Origin of the sequence: Streptomyces sp. NPDC086519 (assembly GCF_040686075.1) — a bacterium.
GTDB lineage: Bacteria > Actinomycetota > Actinomycetes > Streptomycetales > Streptomycetaceae > Streptomyces > Streptomyces shenzhenensis.
Genome location: NZ_JBFBJL010000049.1, coordinates 1 through 21,837, shown reverse-complemented (window position 1 = coordinate 21,837; position 21,837 = coordinate 1). Strand labels below are relative to the sequence as shown.

Annotated in this window: 21 protein-coding genes; 7 read left to right on the top strand and 14 right to left on the bottom strand. The window is 71.8% G+C overall.

Translation table 11 applies throughout. From position 1 onward, the window contains the following. Window positions 1-164: 164 nt before the first annotated feature. Complete coding sequence (locus AB0P24_RS34495; protein ID WP_365801103.1) at window positions 165-2,042, top strand: ABC transporter ATP-binding protein; 1,878 nt, start codon at window positions 165-167, stop codon at window positions 2,040-2,042. Window positions 2,043-2,122: 80 nt separating this feature from the next. On the opposite strand, the gene AB0P24_RS34490 is transcribed toward AB0P24_RS34495, so the two are convergent. From AB0P24_RS34490 to AB0P24_RS34475, 4 genes are all read right to left on the bottom strand, one after another. After that, window positions 2,123-2,302, bottom strand: coding sequence for a hypothetical protein (locus AB0P24_RS34490; protein WP_365801028.1), 180 nt, complete (start codon window positions 2,300-2,302; stop codon window positions 2,123-2,125). Between the two features lie 154 nt (window positions 2,303-2,456). Next, window positions 2,457-3,113 carry a DUF899 domain-containing protein gene (locus AB0P24_RS34485; protein ID WP_365801026.1) on the bottom strand — a complete coding sequence of 219 codons (657 nt, stop codon included), beginning with the start codon at window positions 3,111-3,113 and terminating at the stop codon, window positions 2,457-2,459. A gap of 292 nt (window positions 3,114-3,405) precedes the next feature. After that, the gene (locus AB0P24_RS34480; RefSeq protein ID WP_365801024.1) at window positions 3,406-5,262 is read right to left on the bottom strand and encodes an FUSC family protein; all 1,857 of its coding nucleotides are present in this window, start codon (window positions 5,260-5,262) and stop codon (window positions 3,406-3,408) included. A gap of 564 nt (window positions 5,263-5,826) precedes the next feature. Further along, entirely contained in the window at window positions 5,827-6,558 is a 732-nt protein-coding gene (locus AB0P24_RS34475; protein WP_365801022.1) for a hypothetical protein, read from the bottom strand. Window positions 6,559-6,840: 282 nt separating this feature from the next. Between AB0P24_RS34475 and AB0P24_RS34470 the strand changes: the two genes are divergently transcribed. Both AB0P24_RS34470 and AB0P24_RS34465 read left to right on the top strand, forming a co-directional pair. After that, the gene (locus AB0P24_RS34470) at window positions 6,841-7,254 is read left to right on the top strand and encodes a RidA family protein (protein ID WP_365801020.1); all 414 of its coding nucleotides are present in this window, start codon (window positions 6,841-6,843) and stop codon (window positions 7,252-7,254) included. Continuing rightward, on the top strand, window positions 7,251-7,703 hold the full coding sequence (locus AB0P24_RS34465) for a GNAT family N-acetyltransferase (RefSeq protein WP_365801018.1): 453 nt from the start codon (window positions 7,251-7,253) through the stop codon (window positions 7,701-7,703). Before AB0P24_RS34470 ends, AB0P24_RS34465 begins: the two co-directional genes overlap by 4 nt. A 99-nt stretch (window positions 7,704-7,802) precedes the next feature. Here the strand turns inward: AB0P24_RS34465 and AB0P24_RS34460 are convergent, their stop codons facing one another. Both AB0P24_RS34460 and AB0P24_RS34455 read right to left on the bottom strand, forming a co-directional pair. After that, window positions 7,803-8,531, bottom strand: coding sequence for an aspartate/glutamate racemase family protein (locus tag AB0P24_RS34460; RefSeq protein WP_365801016.1), 729 nt, complete (start codon window positions 8,529-8,531; stop codon window positions 7,803-7,805). A gap of 5 nt (window positions 8,532-8,536) precedes the next feature. Next, window positions 8,537-10,018: an NCS1 family nucleobase:cation symporter-1 gene (locus AB0P24_RS34455; protein ID WP_365801014.1), complete on the bottom strand. Its 1,482-nt coding sequence runs from the start codon at window positions 10,016-10,018 to the stop codon at window positions 8,537-8,539. A gap of 139 nt (window positions 10,019-10,157) precedes the next feature. Between AB0P24_RS34455 and AB0P24_RS34450 the strand changes: the two genes are divergently transcribed. Further along, window positions 10,158-10,847, top strand: coding sequence for a GntR family transcriptional regulator (locus AB0P24_RS34450; protein WP_365801012.1), 690 nt, complete (start codon window positions 10,158-10,160; stop codon window positions 10,845-10,847). A gap of 69 nt (window positions 10,848-10,916) precedes the next feature. Here AB0P24_RS34450 and AB0P24_RS34445 read toward each other — a convergent pair whose 3' ends face one another. After that, window positions 10,917-11,609, bottom strand: coding sequence for a uracil-DNA glycosylase (locus AB0P24_RS34445; protein WP_365801010.1), 693 nt, complete (start codon window positions 11,607-11,609; stop codon window positions 10,917-10,919). 285 nt (window positions 11,610-11,894) lie between these two features. On the opposite strand from AB0P24_RS34445, the gene AB0P24_RS34440 reads away from it, so the two are divergent. Continuing rightward, window positions 11,895-12,509 carry an RNA-binding S4 domain-containing protein gene (locus AB0P24_RS34440; RefSeq protein ID WP_365801008.1) on the top strand — a complete coding sequence of 205 codons (615 nt, stop codon included), beginning with the start codon at window positions 11,895-11,897 and terminating at the stop codon, window positions 12,507-12,509. Between the two features lie 22 nt (window positions 12,510-12,531). On the opposite strand, the gene AB0P24_RS34435 is transcribed toward AB0P24_RS34440, so the two are convergent. After that, window positions 12,532-13,212: a class I SAM-dependent methyltransferase gene (locus tag AB0P24_RS34435; protein WP_365801006.1), complete on the bottom strand. Its 681-nt coding sequence runs from the start codon at window positions 13,210-13,212 to the stop codon at window positions 12,532-12,534. A 127-nt stretch (window positions 13,213-13,339) separates the two neighbouring features. Beyond that, the gene (locus AB0P24_RS34430; RefSeq protein WP_365801004.1) at window positions 13,340-14,254 is read right to left on the bottom strand and encodes an acyltransferase domain-containing protein; all 915 of its coding nucleotides are present in this window, start codon (window positions 14,252-14,254) and stop codon (window positions 13,340-13,342) included. Window positions 14,255-14,320: 66 nt separating this feature from the next. On the opposite strand from AB0P24_RS34430, the gene AB0P24_RS34425 reads away from it, so the two are divergent. Beyond that, on the top strand, window positions 14,321-14,620 hold the full coding sequence (locus tag AB0P24_RS34425) for a DUF6343 family protein (protein ID WP_365801002.1): 300 nt from the start codon (window positions 14,321-14,323) through the stop codon (window positions 14,618-14,620). Between the two features lie 57 nt (window positions 14,621-14,677). On the opposite strand, the gene AB0P24_RS34420 is transcribed toward AB0P24_RS34425, so the two are convergent. The 5 genes from AB0P24_RS34420 to rpsA all read right to left on the bottom strand — a co-directional run bounded on the left by AB0P24_RS34420 (window position 14,678) and on the right by rpsA (window position 20,492). After that, window positions 14,678-15,064 (bottom strand): tetratricopeptide repeat protein, encoded by a 387-nt coding sequence (locus AB0P24_RS34420; RefSeq protein WP_234541140.1) that lies wholly within the window; start codon window positions 15,062-15,064, stop codon window positions 14,678-14,680. Window positions 15,065-15,114: 50 nt separating this feature from the next. Next, entirely contained in the window at window positions 15,115-15,747 is a 633-nt protein-coding gene (gene coaE / locus AB0P24_RS34415) for a dephospho-CoA kinase (RefSeq protein WP_365801000.1), read from the bottom strand. A gap of 171 nt (window positions 15,748-15,918) precedes the next feature. After that, complete coding sequence (locus AB0P24_RS34410; protein WP_365800998.1) at window positions 15,919-16,857, bottom strand: PAC2 family protein; 939 nt, start codon at window positions 16,855-16,857, stop codon at window positions 15,919-15,921. A gap of 212 nt (window positions 16,858-17,069) precedes the next feature. Beyond that, entirely contained in the window at window positions 17,070-18,677 is a 1,608-nt protein-coding gene (locus tag AB0P24_RS34405; protein ID WP_365800996.1) for an NAD(P)/FAD-dependent oxidoreductase, read from the bottom strand. A gap of 318 nt (window positions 18,678-18,995) precedes the next feature. Then, entirely contained in the window at window positions 18,996-20,492 is a 1,497-nt protein-coding gene (gene rpsA / locus AB0P24_RS34400) for a 30S ribosomal protein S1 (protein ID WP_365800994.1), read from the bottom strand. A 369-nt stretch (window positions 20,493-20,861) separates the two neighbouring features. Here rpsA and AB0P24_RS34395 point away from each other — a divergent pair, with 369 nt between their 5' ends. Then, window positions 20,862-21,710, top strand: a complete 849-nt coding sequence (locus AB0P24_RS34395; RefSeq protein WP_365801101.1) for a class I SAM-dependent methyltransferase — start codon at window positions 20,862-20,864, stop codon at window positions 21,708-21,710. Window positions 21,711-21,837: the final 127 nt, after the last annotated feature.

Here is a 21,837-nt window from a genome sequence, read left to right as displayed (position 1 = left end):
CTTCGTCGCGCGCCCTGCCCGGGGACGGCTCCGGCCGCGATAGTGGCCGTTCGTCCACGGACACGGCCCCGGGGAGGATCGCGGTGAGGAAGAGGCGGGACACGCCGGCGCCCGAGGTGTCGGAGTCGGAGCAGCTGCTGTTCGGGGGACCGCTCCGCTACGACATGGGCTGGAACCAGCACCGGGACGCCTTCCTGGAGCTGGACTTCCGCGCCATGATGACCCGGCTGCCCGGCATGCTCGCGTCCAGTCTGCGGCTGGCCCGGCAGGCGGACGCCCGGGCCGCGCGGATCGTCCTGGCCTCGCAGGTGGGTGTCGGGGCGGCCCAGGCGGTGAGCCTGCTCGCCGTGAACAGCGTGCTGGGCCGGCTGATCGGCACCGGCACCATCGAGGAACGGCTGCGCGGCGCCGCCCCCGCCCTGGTGACCATGGCCGCCGTCCTGTTCGTGGCCGCCGTGCTGCGCGCGGCCTCCACGTACGCCACCGGCCGCCTGGAACCCAAGGTCGAACGGGTGGCGACCGAGATGTACCTGGAGCGGGCCGCGGCCGTCGAGCTCGCCGCGATCGAGGACCACGCCTTCCACAAGCTGCTGGACACCGCGCAGTACGGCGCCTCCTCGGCCCGCCGCATGATCATGTACGGCACGCGCGTGGTGAACGCGATGATCTCGCTGATCACCGCGGCCGGTGTGCTGACCGTGCTGCACCCGGCCCTGCTCCCGCTGCTGATCACGATGACGATCCCGAGCGCCTGGGGCGCCCTGACCAACGCCCGGCGCCGCTACGAGTCGTTCCACACCTGGGTGCAGCACGCCCGCGCCGGTCACCTGATCAGCGCCCTGCTCACCGAGCCGGAGGCGGCGCCGGAGATCCGGGTGCACGGGGTCGGACCGTTCCTGCTGCGGCACTACCGGGCCATGTCGGAGACCGCGGAGGCGGAGCAGGCCCGGCTGGCCCGGCTCGCGGCCCGCACCGGCCTGATCGCGGCGGCCTGGACCGGCCTCGCCACCGTCGCCACGTACGCGACGCTGGGCGGCCTGCTGCTGAGCGGCGCGATGGCCCTGTCGGTGGCCGGTACGGCGGTGATCGCGATCCGCAGCGGCTCGGCGAGCCTCAACACCCTCGTGCTGGAGATCAACACGCTGCACGAGGAGGCGCTGTTCGTGGGGGACCTGGAACGGCTGTACGTCGAGGCGGCCGAACGGGCGATCCCGGTCGGCGGCGACCCGCTCCCGGACGATCCCCGGGAGATCCGCTTCGAGAACGTCACCTTCGCCTATCCGAGCGACCACCCGGGCGATGCCGACCGCCGTCCCGCCCTGGACGACGTCACGCTCACCCTCCCCCTCGGCCGGATCGTCGCCCTGGTAGGCGAGAACGGATCCGGCAAGACCACCCTGGTCAAGCTGCTGGCCGGGCTGTACCAGCCGGACCGCGGCCGCATCCTGTGGGACGGCGTCGACGCGGCGCGCGCCGACCGGCAGCGGCTCGCCGAACGCATCGCCATGGTCGCCCAGGACTTCAAACGCTGGCCGTTCACCGCCAAGGTCAACGTGGCAGTCGGCCGCTCGTCGGCACCGCTCACCGACGAACGGCTGGCCGCGTCGGTCACGGAGGCGGGCGCGGAGGAGGTGGTGGAGGATCTGCCGCGCGGCCTGGACACCCTGCTGGCCCGCAACTTCAGCGGCGGGCACGAGCTGTCCGGCGGGCAGTGGCAGCGGCTGGGCATCGCGCGGGCCGCCTACCGGCGCGGTCACATCCTGATCGTGGACGAGCCCACGGCCGCCCTGGACGCCCGCGCCGAGCTGGAGGTCTTCGAGAAGATCCGCGCGCTGGCGGGCAACGGGCAGACCGTCGTACTGATCACCCACCGGCTGGCGTCGGTCCGCCACGCCGACCTGGTGCACGTCCTCGACCAGGGCCGGGTGGTGGAGTCGGGCACTCCCGACGAACTCCTGGCGAACGGCGGGGTCTACGCGGAGCTGTACGCGCTCCAGGCGAACCAGTTCACGGCGAAGCTGCCGGTCCGCAAGGCCGGATAGCTGTCAAGACCGCTCAGCCGTCCAGACCGCTCAGCCGTCCAGACCGCTCAGCCGTCCGGATCGCAAGCCGTCGAGGCCGGCTAGCTCTCGACACCGCCGGTGCCGCGCACGATGACCAGGAACGTGTCCGTGGCCAGATCCATCACGACCTCGGCGGGCAGCCCTTCCAGCCGCCGGGCCTGCGCGAACTCCTCCGCAGGCCATGATCCTCGCGGTCCGCCTGCGGGAAAGCATTCGAGCACGGTTCGCCCGTTCACCATCCTGCACCTCCAGAAAAGCGTCGTACCTGTAGGAGTTAACGCTCTGGAGAACGCGAACGGCTCGCCCGGTGACACTACTGAGACATAGCCGACACCCCGTGGGGGCGGACGGTGAGGGTCCGTTGACTTTCGGCCACGCTCGTGACCGGTCGTGTCAGTCCTCGTACTCGTCGTGATACCGGACGCGGTCACTGCCCTCCGGTACCCGGCCGAGGGCCGTCAGGTCGAGCAGGGAGGTGGTCGGACCGAGTCCGTCGAGGCCGCCGTCGTACACGGAATAGGTGTGGAAGACCCGGTCGTGCTCCCGCAGGAAGCAGCTGATCCCGGGCCGTTCGACCGGTTCGTCGTCCACGACGATGGTCGCCTCGAAGTCACGGTTGAAGTCGCGGATGCCGTCGCTGTGCCAGGACGAGTACCAGGGCACCGTCCAGCCCATCCGCGCCTTGAACGGCAGGATCCTGGTGAACGGCGCGCGGGAGACCACCGCGAACGAGGTGCCGCGCGCCCGCAGATGGGCGAGGTGGCCGACCTGGTCCAGGAATGCGGCGCAGCCGGGACAGCCGGCCTCCCACTCCGGGGCGAACATGTAGTGGTGGACGACGAGTTGGGGCCGCCCGTCGAAGAGGTCCAGCAGCGTCGCCTTGCCGTCGCCGCCCTCGAAGACGTACTCGGCGTCCACCTCGACCATGGGCAGCCGGCGCCGCTCGGCGCTGAGCGCGTCCCGCGCGCGCGTGAGCGCCTCCTCCTTGCGCAGTAACTCCGCGCGCGCGGCACGCCACCGCCCACGCGAGACGATCTCCGGAAGCGACATGGGCCCTCCTGTGCAACGGTCGGTTCCGGGTGGTGACCGCGGGAGGGAAGAAAACTCATCGGTGCGGCCGGAGATCTTTTCCGCGTCGGCGGACGCGTCGCCGGACGCGTCGGCGGTTCCGCGGCCGCCTCTCGGCGGCCGCCGTCGAGGTGCACGGCGACCGGCCGCCCCTGTCGATCGTCGCTCTGGCCGGCGAGATCCCCGCCGTCCGGAACCGCCCGCCCGTCCCGGTGACGGCGCCGGAGGGCACCTCGGGCCGCTGACTGCGCGGCGTCCGAGGCGCCGCGCCGCTTCACACGGCGGCCGGCATCCGGGGCACCACGAGCCCGAGGCGCTGCCCGTCCCGCTCCAACTCGGCGGTCAGGTCTTCGAGTTGCCGGGTGTGCCGGGGGGTGAGCCGGCCCGTCTCGTCGAGGTGCACGGCACACGCGGTGGTGGTGTCCACAAGCCGTTCGAGTACGGCGGCCACCGCGTCCGTGCCCTCGGTGTGCCGGGCGAGGGCGGGGAGTTCGGCGGCGGCGAGGGCGATGGCGGTACGGGCCTCGGCGAGGGTGCGGTAGGCCTCGCGGCGCAGGGCCCAGCGTTCGCCGCGGTCGCCGGACCCGCCCAGGACGTGGTCCAGATAGGCGTGTGCGGCCCGCCCGGCAGCCGCGAGCCGGGCCCGTACCCCGCCACCCCGCTTCCCCGTCATCGGCAGGTGCCCGACGATCAGCACCAGCGCGCAGGCCAGCAGGGTCTCGCCGATCCGGCTGACGGAGGCCTGCGGTTCGCCGCCGACCATGACCAGGGCGAGCACGAGGACGGTGACGACGGCGGTCTGGGCGCCGAAGTGCCGCGTGGACACCGGGATGACCGCCCCGCAGACGGCGACCAGCGCGATGAGTCCCTCGGGCCGGGGCAGTACGGCGGCGAGGCCGGCGAAGACGAGCGCGCCGAGCACGGTTCCCGCGGCCCGGCACAGCACCCGGGAGGCGAGCGGCCCGAGGTCGGGCTTGACGAGGAAGACGGCGGTGGCGGGCAGCCAGTACCAGTGCTGGTGCTCGCCGTACCAGCGGGCGTGGTGCAGGGCCTGCGCGATGGCGGCGCCGGCCCCGAAGCACAGGGCGACCCGCAGCCCGTACTCCCGTCCGCCGCTGCCGAGCGCGGCCCGCAGGATCTCCGTCGGGCCGCGGCGCCGGGCGGGCGGCCGCTGCTCCCCCGGCTCGGCCCGGTCGAAGGACTCGGCGGCGCGCAGCAGGGCGTCGTCGAGGGCCCGCAGAGCGGGCGCGGAGCGGGAGGGCGCGGGCAGCGGGCCGGTACTGCCGTTGCCCCGCACGGCGACGGCGAGCCGCCGGGGCCCCTCGGCCGCCCGCGCGGATATCGGCTCCCCGGCCCAGGCGAGGGCGGTGGCCGCCTCGGCGAGGGGCAGGGCGGCGGCGTACCGCGCGTGCAGCCGGCGTTCGGCGGCGGAACTGGCGTACCGCCGCAGCCGGGGCCCGGTCAGCGCGTCCTGGGCGTGATCGAGCGCGGCGGTGAGGGCGGCGCGCCGGTGGCCCGCGGCCTCGCCGCCCACCGCGTCGAGCAGATCGGCGACGGCGTCGTACACGGCGGCGACGGCGTCCCGCTCCCCGTCGAAGCGGAAGTCACCGGCGATCGCGCCCGGGGTGGGCAGGGCGAGCCGCAGCGCGACCAGCCACCCGGCGCCGGCGAGGAAGGCGAGGGCCCGCTGCCAGCCCGCCTCGGCGACCGGCATCCCGGCCCCGATGGCGGCGGCGACCAGCAACTGGGTCCCGGCCCCGGAGGCGACGGGCCCGACGGCACTCGTTCCGCCGGCGACCAGCCCGAGCCCGGTGAGCAGCAGGGTGAGGGGTACGGCGGTCAGGTGCTCCCCGCCGTACGTCCCGACGAGCAGCCCCACCGCCCCGGCCGCCGCGGGTACCCCGAGCCGCCGTACGGCGGACCGCCGGCTGCCCGGCCGGTCGTTGACCCCGGCGAGCATGGCGGCGATGGCGGCGACGACGCCCAGGGAGGTGCGGTGGAGCAGGACGGCGGCGAGCAGCAACGGCCCGGCGGCCAGCGCCCCTCTCGTCACCGCGCTCCAGGGCACGGGCCCGCGCTGGGCGCGCAGGGCGTGGGCGAGCCAGGGCGGCAGGGCGATACGACGCGACACGGGGCTCCTGTCCGGACGAGGGCGGGGTGTGCCTTCGGGCGACGGTGGCCGGGCTGTTGGCTTGTGTGTCCACGGTAGATCGTGTTCCGGTGCGGAAAGGTACGTTCGCATTTCGCGGGTGTGACAAGTGCCCCGGAGAGCCGGGTTCTTTATGAACGCAATTCCGCGCGGGCCCGATTCGGGGCGGAACGCGGGCCCGATTCGGGGCGGAAGAGGAACGGGCCCGAGGGCGTAGCCTGCCCCCGGGCCCTGGAATGCCACCCATCGTCACACGCCGGCACACTTGAGAACCCGGGTCAGTCGTGAGGTCGTCGCGTCCTTCCTTTGGACCACCACGCATCGAGCTGCGCGGGCAGGACTTGAACCTGCGTTTCGACGTACTGGGGCCCGGGCCCGGTCGATCCGGCGATCGGCGGCGAATGCTGAGTCTGGAGCGAGAGTCTGAGATTCAACGCGGCCCGCCCGATGCGCACTGTGGGTACGACCGCTCTTCACGACAAGCCTCAGCTTCAGCTTTGCGCTCCTCGCGCACCCCGGCCGCAGGGGCCGGGGAGTCTGGAAGGGCTATCCGAAGAGATAGCCGAACACGGCGTCCCCGACCCGCTGGTCGACGACGTCGGCGCCGTTCGCCTCCTCCCGGGCGAACTTGACGGCCTGCTGCAACTTCTCGACCCGGTCGAGGAGTCCGTTGACGCGCCGGGCGGGCAGGGCACCCGAGAACTTCACGGTGGTCCAATACCCCACCGGCACGTCCTCGTAGTACACCTCGACCTGGGCCGGATGCTTCTCGGTGGCCTCGGCCTTCACGTGGTTGCGGGGCACCTTCTTGGTGCGCAGGGTCCGCACGGGCTCGGTCTTCCACGCGTCGGTCGAGGGGTCCTGCACCCACGACTCGGAGGCGTCGAGGACAGGCAGCTTCCTCACGAAAGTGCTGAGATCGACGAGCTGCTTCTCCAGGAACAGCAGATAGGCGACGGGCGCGCCGGCGACCAGCACCCGTCCGTCCACCTTCACATCGGCCCTGGCCTCGCAGTTCGCCCAGTCCTTGGTGGCGGTCACGTCGAAGAGCCGCGTCAGCGTGGCCGAGGTCTCCCGCAGCACGTCCTCGGCCTTGACCTGAACCCGCGTGGACTCGGGCGGCAATTGCTCACCCTCCTCGTCCTTCGGCTGATACGTACGCGAGATACCGGCCAGCAACGCGGGTTTCTGCAACCCGTGATGAGCGGCCGTCAGGTCCTGATGAGCCTTGGACTTGATGCCCTTCTCGACCGCGATGATCTGATTGAGTTTCGCCACGAGAAGGACGGTAGCAGCGCCAACTTTCCCATTCACAGCCATTTTTCGAGCAGGACGAATATGTGGCACGAAGCCGAATAGCAGCTCGGCCTCCCGGAGTGCGGAGTTCCGGGTGGTGGCGGGTGCCGCGCGGCGGTCCGCCCGCTGCGGGGGGGGCGTCGCCGGTGTGACACCGGCGCACCGGAGGGACTGCGTGACACCCCGCGCCGGAAATCCAGGTGCGGGCGCCCGGCGCGAGCGCGGATGATCGGCAGGTTGCCCGCCGTCACTCCAGGAGCCCCCGTGATCCAGCGCGTCACCGCCCCGGCTCTCTTCCCGCCGCCCGGCTACTCCCACGTCTGCGTCGTCGAGGCCGGTACGAAGCTGGCGTTCCTCGCCGGTGCCGTCCCCCTGGACGGCGAGGGCAGGCTCGTCGGGGAGGGTGATCCGCCGCTCCAGGCCGAGCAGGTGATCTCGAACCTGCGGGAGCAGTTGCGCACTGTCGGCAGCGATTTGGATCATGTGCTGTCGACCGACGTGTACGTCGTGAGCAATGAGCCTGCGGTGCTGTCCAGCGTGTGGGAGGTCGTCGAGGCCTCCGGTCTCAGCGCCGGGCCGCACGCGTCGACGCTGGTCGGGGTGGCCTGCCTGGGCTACCCCGGGCAACTGGTGGAGATCACGGCCACGGCCGTCGTCCCCGAGCGGGCGCCGGTATGAACGCCGAGGTCGTACTGCGCCGCGCCGGTGGGCCGGATGCCGCCGGGGTCGCCGACGTCTGGCTGCGTTCGTTCGGCGCCGCCCTGCCCACCGTCGTCCGGCCGCGGTCGGACGACGAGGTGCGCGCGTACATCCGGGACGTCGTGGTGCCGGAGCGGGAGACGTGGGTGGCGGAGGCCGGCGGCCAGGTCGTGGGCATGATGGTGCTGGCGGGGGATCTGCTGTCGCAGTTGTACCTGGCCCCCGAGTGGCGGGGCCGCGGCGTCGGTGACCGGTTCGTCACGCTGGCCAAGGAACGCTCCCCGCGGGGGCTCGCGCTCTGGACCTTCCAGGTCAACAAGCCCGCCCACCGCTTCTACGAGCGGCACGGCTTCGTCGCCGTCGAGCACACGGACGGAAGCGGGAACGAGGAGCGGGAGCCCGATGTGCGGTACGTGTGGCAGCCCTGAGCCGGCCGCCGCCGCCCGGGCCCTGGACACAGGGGCGGTGGCCGGCACGGTCGGGCACTCCCGCCGCCGCGGCGGCCCGCGCCCTCGCGGGCACCCGCGCTACGGCCGCCCCGGTGCGGACCCCCACACCCGTCTCTTCGCCAGCGGTTTGCGGTAGCTCCCCGCCCTGCTCGTCGTGAGTCCCAGCGTCACCAGCGACTCGGCCAGCTTCACCCCTGCGCCCACCCCGTCGACCACCGGGACCCCGAGCTTCTCCCCCACCGCCCGCTGGAGCCCCGTCATCCCGGCACAGCCGAGGACCAGCACCTCGGCGCCGGCGTCCCGGACCCGCTCGGCCGCCGCGAGGAACGCGGCCTCCGTGCGCCCGGGGTCAGCGGCGAGGTCGAGGACGCCGAGGCCGGTGCCGGCGACGGCGACGCAGTTCCGGGCGACCCCGGCGGTCTCCAGACTGTCCTCGATCTGCCCGCGCGACCGGTCCAGGGTGGTGACGACGCCGTAGCGGCGGCCCAGCAGACAGGCCAGGTGGGCCGCGGCCTCGGTGATGTCGACGACGGGCACGTCCACCAGCTCCCGTACGCCCTCGCGCCCGTGCTCACCGAAACCGGCCAGGACCACCGCGTCGTACGCCGGACCGTCGTACGACCTCAGCGCGTCCAGGACCGCCGCCGCGGACAGGTAGCTGTCGAGCCAGCCCTCGGCCGACTCGGGCCCCCAGTGCGGGGTCAGCCCGGTCACGGCGGTGCCCGGGCCTGCTGCGGCCCGGGCACCTCGTACGATCTCCGCGGTCATCTCCTGCGTGGTGTTGCAGTTGGTGACGACGATCCGCACGTCCTTCAGACCTCCTCGGCCACGGTGACGGGGGCGGCGGCAGAGGCGGCGGCGCGGTCACCGCGGCACAGCGTCAGATAGAGGCCCGCGGCCAGCGCCGTGCCGATGAACCAGGAGTACGGCGCCACGTCGCCGAACGTCTTCACCAGCGCGAGCACGGCCGCGACCGCCGCCGAGGGCAGGAACGCCCACAGCGCCTTCGGGTTGACCCCCTTGCGGTAGTGGTAGGGGGAGCCGGGGGCCGCGTCGAAGAGCGCCCGCGCATCCACCTTGCCGCGCTTGATCGCATAGTAGTCGACCATGATCACGCCGAACAGCGGGCCCAGGAAGGCGCCGAGTCCGCCGAGGAAGTAGTTGACGACGGTGGGGTTGGAGAAGAGGTTCCAGGGGGTGACGACCAGCGCGGCGACCGTGCTGATCATGCCGCCGACCCGGAAGCTGATCTTCTGCGGCCAGACGTTGGCCAGGTCGTACGCCGGTGAGACGAAGTTGGCGACGATGTTGACGCCCATGGTGGCGACCGCGAAGGTCAGCGCCGCCACGATCAGGACCCAGGTGTTGCCGACCTTGGCGACCAGTTCGGCCGGGTCGGTGATGGCCTCGCCGAACACCTCCAGGGAGCCTGCCGTGACGATCACGGAGACGACCACGAAGGCCGTGGAGTTGACCGGCAGACCCCAGAAGTTGCCGCGGCGCACGGTCCGGTAGTCGGGCGCGAAGCGGGAGAAGTCGCAGAAGTTGAGCATCAGCGTGCCGTAGGTGGCGAGGATCAGGCCGATCGCGCCGAACCACTGCCGCCACTGCTCGCCGGTGGAGACGGGATGCGGGGTGGAGGTGAGCGAGATGGTCCAGTGGGCCTTGGCCAGGATCCAGACCGCCAGCGCGATCATGACCAGCCAGATCGCCGGGCCGCAGAAGTCCTGGAACTTGCGGACCGACTCCATGCCCCGGCTGATGATCGCCGCCTGGACCAGCCAGAGCGAGACGAAGGAGATCCAGCCGAGCGTGTCCAGGCCGAGGAAGGAGCTCTCCGTCAGGGACTTCAGGCCCGGCCAGGCCGCCAGCAGCATCACGTTGACGGCGACGGACGCCAGATAGGTCTGGATGCCGTACCACATGATGGCGATCACGGCCCGGATGAGCGCCGGGACGTTGGCGCCCCAGACGCCGAAGCTGATCCGGCTGACCACCGGGAACGGCACGCCGTGGCGCTGGCCGATCCTGCCCATCCAGTTCATGCCGACGTAGATCAGCACGAAGCCGACGAGGAGGGAGGTGAAGACCTGCCAGACGTTCATGCCGAGGACCAGCAGGCCGGCCGCGAAGGTGTAGTTGCCGAGGTTGTGGACGTCGGACATCCACATGGCGAAGAGGTCGAAGACCTTCCAGTTCCGCTGTTCGGCGGGGGCGAGGTCTTCGTTGGTGAGCCGGGGGTCGGGGACGAACTCGGGTGCGCCGGTGGCTTCGGCGCGGTCGGCGAGGGACACGGGGCCTCCAGGGGAACCAACCGGTGTACCAGCTTTTGGTATACCAAACTGTCGTCATGGTGCTCCCGCCAAGCGTTCCGACCGATGTCCGCCCCGTTACGGCTCCGTAAAAGCCCCCCGGGTCGGCGAAAATGACCTCATGGGCTCCCCCACCACGAAGATCGAACCGTTGGGCGCGGTGCGCGAGCGTGTTCTCGCGACCCTGCGGCAGGACATCATCGAGGGTCGCCTGGGCCCCGGCGACCGGCTGGTGGAACGGGAGCTCGCCGAGCGGTTCGGAGTCTCCCGGGTGCCGGTCCGGGAGGCGATCCGGGCCCTGGTCGCCGAGGGCTTCGTGCTCTTCGAGTCGGCCCGCCGTACGGTCGTGCGCCGGCTGACCCCGACCGACGTCAAGGAACTCTTCGAGCTGCGCGAGGCGTTGGAGGTGTACGCGGCCGGCCTGGCGGCGGCGCGGGCGACACCGGAGGCGCTGGCCGAGCTGCGGGAACTGCTCGACCGGGCGGCCACCGCGACCGAGGCGGGCGACGCCGAGACCATCACCGACATCAACACCCGTTTCCACGACCGGATCCTGGCCCTGGCCGGCAACAGCCTGCTCATCTCGGTCATGGAGCCGGTCGACGGCCGCCTGCGCTGGCTCACCCGGCGCAACGAGGAGTGGCCCCAGCTCCTCACCGAGCACCGCGAGCTGTACGCCGCGATCGCCTCCGGCGACCCGGACCGCGCCCGGGCCCGCGCGCTCGGCCATGTCCAGGCCAACTACCGGTCGACGGTGCGGCACCTCTTCGGCGGCGAAGCCGGCGCCTTCGGCGAGGACACCGGCGGCTAGCCGCGAATCCCCCGCCGGCAGGAACACCGGTTCGCACAGGAGTCTCCCGGCTCCGCCGAGCGCCGCCCCTCACCCCAGCCCGGCCGCCTCCGCCGCCGTCCGCAGCACGTCGCGGAGCATCTCGGGGGTGAGGCGGCCGGTGAAGGTGTTGCGCTGGCTGACATGGAAGCAGCCGAAGAGGTCCAGGCCGTCAAGGCCGACCCGGGCGCCGTGGGCAAAGGCCGGGCGGGGCCGGGGCACGGTCCAGCCCGCCGCCGCGAACGCCGGCAGCACGGCCTGCCAGCCGAAGGCACCGAGCACGACGGCGGCGCGCAGCGTCGGCCGCAGCAGCGTCAGCTCCTCGACCAGCCAGTGACGGCAGGTGTCACGCTCCTCGGGGGTCGGCTTGTTGGCGGGCGGGGCGCAGTGCACCGGCGCGGTGACGCGCACGCCGTTCAGCTCCAGGCCGTCTCCGGCGCTCGCCGACGTCGGCTGCGAGGCGAGCCCGACGTCGTACAGCGCCTGGTACAGCACGTCACCGGAACGGTCGCCGGTGAACATCCGCCCGGTGCGGTTGCCGCCGTGCGCGGCCGGAGCGAGGCCGACGATCAACAGCCGGGCGTCGGCGGGCCCGAAGCCGGGGACGGGCCGGCCCCAGTACGTCCAGTCGGCGAACGCGGCGCGCTTGGTGCGCGCCACCTCCTCCCGCCAGGCGACCAGGCGGGGACAGGCGCGGCAGCCGCTGACACGCTGGTCGAGGTGGGTAAGGGGGGTAGGGTCCACGTTTCAACGGTAGGACCGGTCCGGCGGGCGGAGGCGGGGAAAGGGAGCCGGGGGCGAGGGCGAGGCTTGCCGGAGCGGCTCGGTCGGGGTGGCGGGAGTGCGCGGGAGCACCCATGTCGGTCCGCGCGAAGTGCTGAGTGGCGGCCGCGGGCTGTCCGGGGGCTGATCGTGTCCACGCGGCGGTAGCCGCATATCGGTGCCAGCCCCGCGCCCTCTCGGAGTGCGCTGGCGGGCGTCGGCGCAACGGTTCCGTCGGTGCCCGGCTCGGGGGGCTAAGGTCGGGCTATGGGTTCTGAGGATGCGGACGACGGCAGGGAGCAGGCGAGCGGCGAGGGAGCCGAGGCCTCCGGTGCCCCGGCCCCCGGCCCAGTCGCCGCGGCCGACCCCGCCGCTGTCGCCGCGGCCGACCCCGCCGCTGTCGCCGCGGCCGTCGCCGCCGCCGAGGCCGCGGGGCCGGCTCCGGGTGAGAACGTGCGGATCGACAGCTGGATCTGGGCCGTGCGCCTGGTCAAGACCCGCTCCATGGGAGCCACCGCCTGCCGGGGCGGGCATGTCCAGGTGAACGGCGAGCGGGTCAAGCCCGCCCACTCCGTGCGCGTCGGCGACGAGGTGCGGCTGCGCCACGAGGGGCGAGAGCGGGTCGTCGTCGTGAAGCGGCTGATCCGCAAGCGGGTCGGTGCCCCGGTGGCCGCCGTGTGTTACATCGACAACTCGCCGCCGCCCCCGCCCCGGGAGGCCCTCGCCCCCATGGGCATCCGCGACCGCGGCACCGGCCGCCCCACCAAGCGCGATCGCCGCGAACTGGAACGGCTGCGCGGCATGAGCGGGCCCGGTGGCATGAGCGGAGGCGGCATGGGCTCGGCAGGGCGCCCGAGCGGTGGACGCCCCGGCGGACGGTGACCCGCCCGGCCGTCGCGCACCACTACGCCGACGGCACCGCCCTCACCCACGTCCCGTCCTCGGTCAGGTACTCGGACACCTCCAGTCCCGCTTCCGCGAGTGCCTCCTCGAACTGGTCCCGGGTGAGCGGTCGGGCCAGGAAGGTCTGGGTCCAGGTCGCGTCCGGGAACTCGTACTCCGCGCGCACCGAGTTCACCCCGTCCCCAACCGGCTCGGCCGACACGAGCCGGACGGTGTAGCCGCTGGGGTCGACCCGCTCCCTCGGCACCTTCGTGTGGTAGTCCGCGCCCTCCCGCTGGATGAGCACGCAGCCGCCGTCCGCCACGTGCGCCGCGCAGGTCCGCAGCATGCCCCGGCGCACTTCCACGTCCCCGGTGTGCACCAGGAAGGACGCGAGCATCACCACGTCGAACTTCTCGCCCAGGCCGAGCCCTTCGATGGTGCTCCGTATCGTGCGCGCCCCGCGCACGCGCTCCAGCATCTCCGCCGACTCGTCCACCGCCGTGACCGTGAATCCGCGCTCCACGAGCGGGTGCGTCATGCGCCCCACACCGCTGCCGAGCTCCAGGATGCGGGCGCCGGCCGGGACCGCCGCCTCGATGATGTCCGGCTCGTCGCCGACGGTCAGCCGCGAGTAGAGCTCGACCGCGCAGCCGTCCGGGGTGATCGCTCCCGGCCCCGTCCCCTCATACCCCTCACGCATTTCAACCGTCATGCCCGAACAACGGCCCGTCGCCGCACCGCGGTTCCAGCATCTCGACGGTTCACTCGTTCGAGCAGTTCGAAAGCCCGACGGGAACTTTTCGACGGCAGGCCGCAGTTGACGGCTGTCACCGGTCCCACGGGAACCATCCGTGCCCGACGTACCAGTGGCCGCCCGCCCGCAGGTGGTCACCGACCACCCGCTCCACCGACGTCCGCCGGGGCAGGTCCGGTATCGGCAGGTCCGGGTCGCCGAAGACGAAGCCGACCGGTGTGGTGTCGGCCGGCTCCGGGTCCTCCCATCCGGACCGGAACCGCTCCTGGAAGCGGACGATGTTGGAGCCCGCCGGGAGGTGTCGCCGCAGCTGCGGATCGAGCAGCCAGGAGTGGCAGGTCGCGACGGCGTGGGGCTCCTCGGGAAAGTGCCGGGCGAAGAACTCCCGGGCGTGGTCCAGCGAGCGGTCGCAGGCGAGCGGGGTGAGCGGCCCGCGGAAGTCGGGGATGTGCAGGTCCAGGGAGGGCTCGCCGCCGGTCACCTCGATTCCGGCCGCACTGATCGCCTGTGCCGTGCGCTCGCCGAGCCCCGTCCGCTCGTACTGCAGGCGTCCCAGCTGGTAGAGGCGACCGCAGAAGTGGCGGGTGAGCCAGTGGCCCTGGCGCGCTCCCAGCCCACCGCCGCCGAACCGCCTGCGATGCAGTGCCATGCCACGGCCGAGGTCGGCGAGCGTGTGGCGGGAGACGTCGTCGGGGATGCCGCGTGCCCGGTGCACCGCGCGGGCGTGCGGCACCGCCGCCAGGAAGACGTACACGAGGAAGTAATCGCCCAGCGCGGCCGGAGCCTGGGCGGCCCGGTCAGCGAGCCCGGCCGGGTCGTCCACCTCCCGCACGGCACCGGTCACGTCCTCGGCGCCCTCTTCCAGCAGCCGCCGCAACCCGGGATCGGCGGTCACGGTCCGCCGCAGTGCCACCACCTCGTTGATGTCCTCGTGCGGCACGGCGAGGTCGAGAAGCAGGTCAGGCAGGTCGTCGGCGTCCGGCAGCACGGCGGGGTCCCCCTTGGTGAAAGTCCACTCGAAGAGTACGTTTGCAGACAGGAGCAGTGATCCGGAATGCGTACAGGCAGTGAACCGGTGACCGCCCGCAGTGCGCTGCGGGCGCGGTTGTGGCTGAGCGTGTGGGGGCTGGCCTGGGCGGTCTTCGGCACGGTGCTGTTCGCACTGCTCGGGCGGCCCGGCTGGGCGGCCGCCTGCGGGGTGGTGTGGCTGGTGGCCACCGTCGACATGGTCGTGATCATCAGGCACATCCGGCAGGGCCCGCACTTCCAGCCGGGCCGGGACGTGCCGCCGTACCGGCCCGCGGACATCCGCCCGCCGCCGTACCGGCACCCGCCGCGGCACCGTCACTCGTGAGGGAACATCCACGCAGGCGGCACCGCCTCACCTGGCACCGGCCCTCACGGCGCCGGTTCACGCGCCGCTGTCGAAGCGGGCCGCCTTCAGGTACTCCGGGTTCGGGTCCAGGGCGGCCGCCAGCCGGAAGTGGCGTATCGCGAGGCCGGCGCGGCCTTGGCGCTCGTAGGTGCGGCCGAGCGCGAAGTGGGCGAACGCGTTGTCCGGTTCGCGCTCCAGGACGATGGTGAACTCCAGCTCGGCGGGGCGCAGCTGCGCGGCGGCGAAGAAGGCACGCGCGCGCAGCAGCCGGGCGGCGGTGTTCTCGGGGTGGGCGGCGATGACTCCGTCGAGCAGCTTCACCGCGCCCCGCGGGTCCCGTGCGTTGAGCAGTTGCTCGGCGGCACGGAAGTCGATGACATGCGTCTCCGGAGTACGTCCGGTCGAACCGCTGGTCTCGGGCACGGCGAAGTCCTTCCCTCACTGACGCGGTTCAACGCCCGGACGGGTGCCCGCTATTTCGAAGACGCATTCCGCTCGTTCGAACCGGCCGCCCGGGCCCGGCGCACCAGGTCGGCCCACACCTCCCCGACGCGCCGGCGGAGCGCGTCCAGGGGGACGTCGTTGTCGATCACGATGTCCGCGATCTCCAGGCGCTTCTCACGCGTCGCCTGCGCGGCCATGCGTGCGCGGGCGTCCTCCTCCGTCATCCCCCGCAGCCGGGTCAGCCGGTCCAGCTGGGTCTCGGGAGCGGCGTCCACCACGATCACGAGGTCGTAGAGCGGGGCGAGGCCGTTCTCCGTGAGGAGCGGGACGTCGTGGACCACCACGGCGTCGGCTGCGGCCGCACTCTCCAGCTCGCGGGAGCGGGCTCCGACGAGGGGGTGCACGATCGAGTTCAGTACGGCGAGTCTCTCGGGGTCGGCGAAGACGATCGAGCCGAGCTTCGGCCGGTCCAGGCTGCCGTCCGCAGCCAGCACCTGGGGACCGAAGGCCTCGGCCACGGCGGCCAGACCGGGGGTCCCGGGCGCGACGACCTCACGCGCGATGCGGTCCGCGTCGATCAGCACCGCGCCGTGCCCGACGAGCAGCCGCGACACCTCGCTCTTGCCGGCGCCGATCCCGCCGGTGAGGCCAACTTTCAGCATGCCCCGAAGCTTAGGCCCTGCCACTGACACCGTCCCTGACGGGCCCCGGCCCTGCCCCCGCCCGACGCACGACACCCTCGGCCAGGGGCTCGGCGCCCCGGGCCACGGGTTCGCCACCCCCGCCGAGGCTTGCCGCCCGGCCGGCGCGGGCCGTGTGCGGAAGGCAGGGCCTCAGTTGTCGCCCTCCCGCTCCGCGAGGAAGCGCTCGAACTCAAGGCCGATCTCGTCCGCCGAGGGGATCTCCACCGGCTCGGCGAGCATGTTGCCCCGGGTCTCGGCGCCCGCGGCCGCGTCGTACTGGTGCTCAAGGCCCTGCACGAGAGCGGTCAGCTCCTCGTCGCCCTCCTGGATCTGGCTGTCGATCTCGGTCTGGGTGCGGTGCGCGTCCGTGCGCAGGGCGTGCGCGATGCTCGGCAGGACCAGGCCGGTGGCGCCCGTGACGGCCTCCAGGACGGTCAGGGCGGCGTCCGGGTAGGGCGAGCGGGCGATGTAGTGCGGCACGTGCGCGGCGACGCCCAGGACGTCGTGGCCGGCCTCCATGAGGCGGAACTCGAGCAGCGCCTCGGCGCTGCCGGGCACCTGGGCCTCCTCGAAGGGGCTGCGGTGTCCGGGGACCAGGTCGGTGCGGTTGCCATGCGGGGTGAGGCCCACGGGGCGGGTGTGCGGGACGCCCATGGGGATGCCGTGGAAGTTCACGGACAGGCGGACACCGAGCCGCTCGACGATCTGCCGTACGGCTGCGGCGAAGCGCTCCCACTCGACGTCGGGCTCGGGACCGGACAGCAGCAGGAACGGCGCGCCGGTGGCGTCCTGGACCAGCCGGACCTCGATGGCGGGCTCCTCGTATTCGGTCCAGCGGTCCCGCTTGAAGGTCAGCAGCGGGCGCCGGGCCCGGTAGTCCACGAGCCGGTCGTGGTCGAAGCGGGCGACGACCTGGTGGGGCAGCGAGTCGAGGAGCCGGTCGACGATCTGGTCGCCGGTCTCACCCGCGTCGATGTATCCGTCGAAGTGGTAGAGCATGACAAGACCGGCCGACTCCTGGGCCAGCGCCATGTCGACGACTGCCAGGCCCTTCGGCTCCCATGCGTACAAACCCTGCGGATCAAACACTGTGACCGCTCCTCCTCGTGTCCGTACGGGTCAACGCGGCACGGGCCACCGGCATTCCCGCCGCCACGCTGAACAGGCGTCTCTCACCGCCTTCTCCTGCCGGGAGTCTTCTCCTGCCAGGAGCGTTCTGCTGCCGGGGTCCTTCTCCTGCCGGGAGAGCGTGCACGCGCGCGTGCGTCCGCGCCGGACGCGGTCACGCGCGCGTGCCGGGGTCAGGCCGCCATCACGCGCGCGTGGAGTGCCGTGACCGCCTTGCGCGCCGAGCTGAACGCGCCGTGCTGCCAGGCGTCCGTGTAGCTGAGCCAGTCGCCGGCGAACCAGACGCGGCCGGTGGGATCGTTCAGGGGCTTGTAGCGCGGGTCGTCGGGGCCGCCGGGGGTGTCGTGCCAGGCGGCCTCCAGGTGGGGCGTCTGGCGCCAGTGGTGGGAGAAGGAGGAGGCCAGTTCGGTGCGGTACTTGTCGCCGTAGATCTTCACGCCGGCGGCGACGGCGCGCTGTTCGCGCTGGGCCGGGGTGAGCTTGGCGTAGGAGTCGGCGTCGCCGCCGTAGTTGTAGTAGCCGATGAGGACGCCCCGTTCGCCGTGGAAGCCGTAGGAGGGGTGCCAGATGTGGGTGACGTCCTGGTCGGTCTCGGTGATGCCGCCGTAGATGTTGTGGTCCAGCTCCCACCAGCGGGAACGGTATTCGAGGCCGATCTTGGCCGCCGACGAGGGAGTGATCGCCTCCAGGGCGCTCTGCACCGAGGAGCCCAGGTTGTGCGGCACCTTGGCGAGGATGTTGGGCGGCATGGCGGCAACGCAGTAGTCGGCCTCGACGACCTTGGTACGGCCGCCCTGGGTGTACGTCACGGTGACGCCGTGACCCGTGTCGGTGATCTTCGAGACGGCGGCCCCGGTACGGATCCGCCCGGCGCCGATCGCCCGGGTGAGCGCCTTCGGTATGTGGTCCATGCCGCCGACCGGCTGGAACATCAGCATCGCCTGGTCGAAGCCGAACTCGAAGGAGAAGTAGCGTCCGACGCCGCTCGCGAGCACCGCGGAGGCGGTCGGGACGTCGCCGAGGAGCACGCCGGGGGTGCCGGCGGCGGCCGGTACGGTCGTGTATCCGCGCCGCTCACCGCCTTCGTAGGCCAGTGTGTCGCCGAGTTCGCCCCAGTCCTTGAGGAACTCGACGAGCCGCTCCTGGTCGGTGGCCGTCAACGCCGCGTCCAGCGCGCCCTTGTTCGTGGCTTTGGCGAGCAACTCCGAGACGTAGCCGTACACGTCGGCCTTGGCGGTGCGGTACCGCTCGGGCTTCGTCATGCCGGCGGACTCGTTGTAGATGTAGGCGTCGGCGTTGACGTTCGTGAACACCTGGATGGGGACGCCGAGTTCGCGGCAGTAGTCGAGGGTGATCATCCACTGCGGGATCCGGGCCGGCCCGGCGTTCATGTAGTGGCCGTCGGCGAACCGCGCGGTCTGCGTGTTGCCGTAGAGGTCGGTGGTCGAGTCGCCGCCGCGCACGGTGAAGTTGCGTCCACCGGTGCGGTCCCTGGCCTCCAGGATCGTACAGTCGTAGCCGGCCTTGCCCAGTTCGTACGCGGTCGCGAGGCCGGCGATGCCACCGCCGAGGACGACGACCTTGGCGGGGGCGCGCCCGGTGAGGGTGAAGTCGCTCGCGCGGAGCGCCCGGAAGGGCTGTTCGCGCTGGGCGGCCTGGGCGGTGGGGGCGAGCCCGAGGGCTCCCATGGTGGCGAACATGGCGCCGGCGCCACCGGTGAGACCGACGTTTCTCAGAAACGCCCGCCGGCTCGTCCCCGACCTGTCCTGAGGCTGTGCCATGACGGATCCCCTTCCGATCTTGAACGAAGACCGGGGAAGCGTCCCAGCGCGGCGTTACGGCCCCGCGGCTGTTGGTGTATCCCACACGTTTCGACGCGCGACTCCGCCGTTCCGCGAGGGGCGCGGGAAACGGCGCGGCAAGCACCCGCCGGCGGGCGGCCGAAGAAGACGCCACAAGCCGCCGCCGGCCGGCGGCCGAAGAACACGCGACAAGCCGCCACCGGCCGGCGGCCGAAGAACAACCGGACAGCGCTGAGGGGCCGCACCTCGAAAGGTACGGCCCCTCAGTTATCGGCTGCTAAGCCCACCGGCGAGCGATCAGCTCTGGCCGCCCGCGAGCTTCTCGCGAAGCGCGGCCAGCGCCTCGTCCGAGGCCAGCGCACCGGAGGTGTCGGCGCCCTCGGAGGAGTACGAACCGCCGCCCGCGGCCGGAGCCGCACCCGCGGCGTCGCCGCCTTCGGCAGCGGCAGCGGCGTCGGCCTCGCGGCTCTTGATGACCTGCTGCTGGTGCTGCTCGAAGCGCTGCTGCGCCTCGGCGTACTGGCGCTCCCACTCCTCGCGCTGCTTCTCGTACCCCTCGAGCCAGTCGTTGGTCTCGGGGTCGAAGCCCTCGGGGTAGATGTAGTTGCCCTGGTCGTCGTAGGACGCGGCCATGCCGTACAGGGTCGGGTCGAACTCGACCGACGCCGGGTCGGTACCGAAGGACTCGTTGGCCTGCTTCAGGGACAGCGAGATCCGACGACGCTCCAGGTCGATGTCGATGACCTTGACGAAGATCTCGTCGTTGACCTGGACGACCTGCTCCGGGATCTCCACGTGGCGCTCGGCCAGCTCGGAGATGTGGACCAGACCCTCGATGCCCTCGTCGACGCGGACGAACGCACCGAACGGAACCAGCTTCGTGACCTTGCCGGGCACGACCTGGCCGATCTGGTGGGTACGGGCGAACTGCTGCCACGGGTCTTCCTGGGTCGCCTTCAGCGACAGGGAGACGCGCTCGCGGTCCATGTCGACGTCGAGGACCTCGACGGTGACCTCCTGGCCGACCTCGACGACCTCGGAGGGGTGGTCGATGTGCTTCCAGGACAGCTCGGAGACGTGGACCAGACCGTCGACGCCACCCAGGTCCACGAAGGCACCGAAGTTGACGATCGAGGAGACCACACCGGAACGGACCTGACCCTTCTGGAGGGTCGTGAGGAACGTCTGGCGGACCTCGGACTGGGTCTGCTCCAGCCAGGCACGGCGGGACAGGACCACGTTGTTGCGGTTCTTGTCCAGCTCGATGATCTTGGCCTCGAGCTCCTTGCCGACGTACGGCTGGAGGTCGCGCACACGGCGCATCTCGACCAGGGAGGCCGGGAGGAAGCCGCGGAGGCCGATGTCGAGGATGAGACCACCCTTGACGACCTCGATGACGGTACCGGTGACGATGCCGTCCTCTTCCTTGATCTTCTCGATGGTGCCCCAGGCACGCTCGTACTGGGCGCGCTTCTTCGAGAGGATCAGGCGGCCTTCCTTGTCCTCCTTCTGGAGGACAAGGGCCTCGATCTCGTCACCGACGGCGACGACCTCGTTCGGGTCGACGTCGTGCTTGATCGAGAGTTCGCGGCTCGGGATGACACCTTCGGTCTTGTAACCGATGTCGAGCAGGACCTCGTCCCGGTCGACCTTCACGATGACGCCGTCGACGATGTCGCCGTCGTTGAAGTACTTGATCGTCTCGTCGATCGCGGCGAGGAAGGCTTCCTCGTTACCGATGTCGTTGACCGCTACCTGCGGGGTGGTGGCGGTGGTCTCGGTGCTGCTCGTCATGTGGGAAAGGGCTCCGGTACGGACATTGAAGTCGTAGGTACTGCTTGCGCCAGGAGCCCGTTTCGCTCTGATGAAGCCGGACAGCCAAGGAAGCGACACCCAAAACCACTGGTGGCGCCTCGAAAACCGAGGGGACATACAACAGATGCGAGCGCAGCCTGCTACGTCTGAGGTGCGCAGGCCCGCAGCGCAACTTGTAGCATACGGGGGCAGCCGGGCAGGGTCAATGCGCGAAGGCGCACACCCGGGGCGGATCGCCGCATACCCGGCACAAGAAACGTCTCACCAGGCCACGTACGCCCGGGAGACCTCCTCCGTGACAGACACCCCTGACGGGTTGCACGGAAGAGTACGACGAGGGAGCCGATCATCCAAGAGCCCGATTCGTTCGACCTCGCAGAGGCCGGTGCGACGACCGGCACCGAGGCCGAACCCGAAGCCACCCGGCGTGCCGCCGGGACCGTGGAGAGCAGCCGGGCCAACCGCGGCTGGTGGGACCGCAACGCCGACGAGTACCAGATCGAGCACGGCACGTTCCTCGGCGACGACCGTTTCGTGTGGGGTCCCGAGGGCCTCGACGAGGTGGAGGCGGAGCTGCTCGGCCCGTCGGAGGAGCTGAAGGGCAAGGACGTCCTGGAGATCGGTGCCGGCGCGGCCCAGTGCTCGCGCTGGCTGGCCGTCCAGGGCGCCCGGCCGGTCGCCCTGGACCTCTCGCACCGCCAGCTCCAGCACGCGCTGCGCATCGGCGGATCGTTTCCCCTGGTCTGCGCCGACGCGGGCGCGCTGCCCTTCGCGGACGCCGCCTTCGACCTGGCGTGCTCGGCGTACGGCGCGCTGCCGTTCGTCGCCGATCCGCGCCAGGTGCTGCGCGAGGTGCGGCGGGTGCTGCGGCCGGGCGGACGGTTCGTCTTCTCGGTGACGCATCCGATCCGCTGGGCGTTTCCCGACGAGCCCGGCCCCGAAGGGCTCTCGGTCTCCGCTTCCTACTTCGACCGGACGCCGTACGTCGAGCAGGACGAGGACGGCCACGCGGTGTACGTCGAGCACCACCGCACGCTCGGCGACCGGGTCCGGGACATCGCCTCCTCGGGTTTCCGCCTCGTCGACCTGGTGGAGCCGGAGTGGCCGGTCTGGAACACCTCCGAGTGGGGCGGCTGGTCCCCGCTGCGGGGCGGTCTCATCCCGGGCACGGCGATCTTCGTGTGCGAGCGCGACTGAGCGTCCGGCGCCCTGTCCGGTCCTTGAGGACGTACGATCCACGCCCATGTACGGGACGGGGACCTGGCCATGGCCCGGCAACTCCTGCCCCATGAACGCCCATACCCCGTGAACGAAGGGGTCCTGG